We start from the raw sequence: 1,259 nt of genomic DNA, 5'->3' as shown, positions 1-1,259 counted from the left end.
TGACCTGGCCACGCACCGCGGCTACGACAGCGACCATCCGCGTGTGACCGGCGACGTGGGCAAAGCCGGCGTGGCGATTGATTCGGTCGAGGACATGAAAATCCTGTTCGACCAGATCCCGCTGGACAAGGTCAGCGTCTCCATGACCATGAACGGCGCGGTGCTGCCGGTGCTGGCAGGGTATGTGGTCGCGGCCGAAGAGCAGGGCGTGAGCCAGGAAAAACTGAGCGGAACCATCCAGAACGACATCCTCAAGGARTTCATGGTSCGCAATACSTATATCTTTCCGCCCCAGCCCAGCATCCGCATCATCGGCGACATCATTGAATACACGGCGCAGAACATGCCGAAGTTCAATTCGATCTCGATCTCGGGTTATCACATGCAGGAGGCCGGTGCCAACCAGGCGCTTGAACTGGCCTTCACCTTGGCCGACGGGAAAGAGTATGTGAAAACCGCGCTGGGCAAGGGCCTGGACGTGGATGAATTCGCCGGGCGCCTGAGTTTCTTCTGGGCCATCGGCATGAACTTCTATCTGGAAGTCGCCAAGATGCGCGCCGCCCGCCTGCTGTGGTGCCGCATCATGAAGGGCTTCAATGCCAAGAGCCCCAAGAGCCTGATGTTGCGCACGCACTGCCAGACTTCGGGCTGGAGTCTGACCGAGCAGGACCCTTACAACAACGTGGTGCGCACCACCATCGAGGCGATGGCTGCTGTCTTTGGCGGCACGCAGAGCCTGCACACCAACTCGTTTGACGAAGCGATTGCCCTGCCCACCGAGTTCAGCGCCCGCATCGCTCGCAACACCCAGCTCATCATCCAGGAAGAAACCCACATTCCCCACGTCATCGATCCCTGGGCCGGCAGCTACATGATGGAAAAGCTCACCCAGGACATGGCTGACGCCGCCTGGGCCATCATTGAAGAAGTCGAGGCCATGGGCGGCATGACGAAAGCCGTCGACAGCGGCTGGGCCAAGCTCAAGATCGAGGCGGCCGCGGCTGAAAAGCAGGCGCGCATCGACAGCGGCAAGGACGTCATCGTCGGCGTCAACAAGTACAAACTCAAGACCGAAGACGCGATTGAATCGCGCGACATTGACAACGTGGCCGTGCGCGACGGGCAGATCACCCGGCTCAAGGCTATCAAGGCAAAGCGGGACATCGCTGCTGTGCAGGCCGCGCTGGACGCCTTGACGGCAGCCGCCGAAAATAACAACGGCAATCTGCTGGACCTTAGCATMAAGGCCGTGCGTCTGC

1 protein-coding gene is annotated in these 1,259 nt (G+C 60.4%); it reads left to right on the top strand.

Going from position 1 to position 1,259, the window contains the following annotated elements; all coding sequences use genetic code 11:
- The coding region (locus AC1DWI_RS23630) for a methylmalonyl-CoA mutase family protein (protein ID WP_477725971.1) at window positions 1-1,259 on the top strand (1,259 nt) is incomplete at both ends.

The organism is Polaromonas sp. P3_C2, assembly GCF_056402675.1.
Note: the sequence above shows the minus strand (reverse complement) of the source record. Positions and strands in the feature narration are given on the sequence as shown.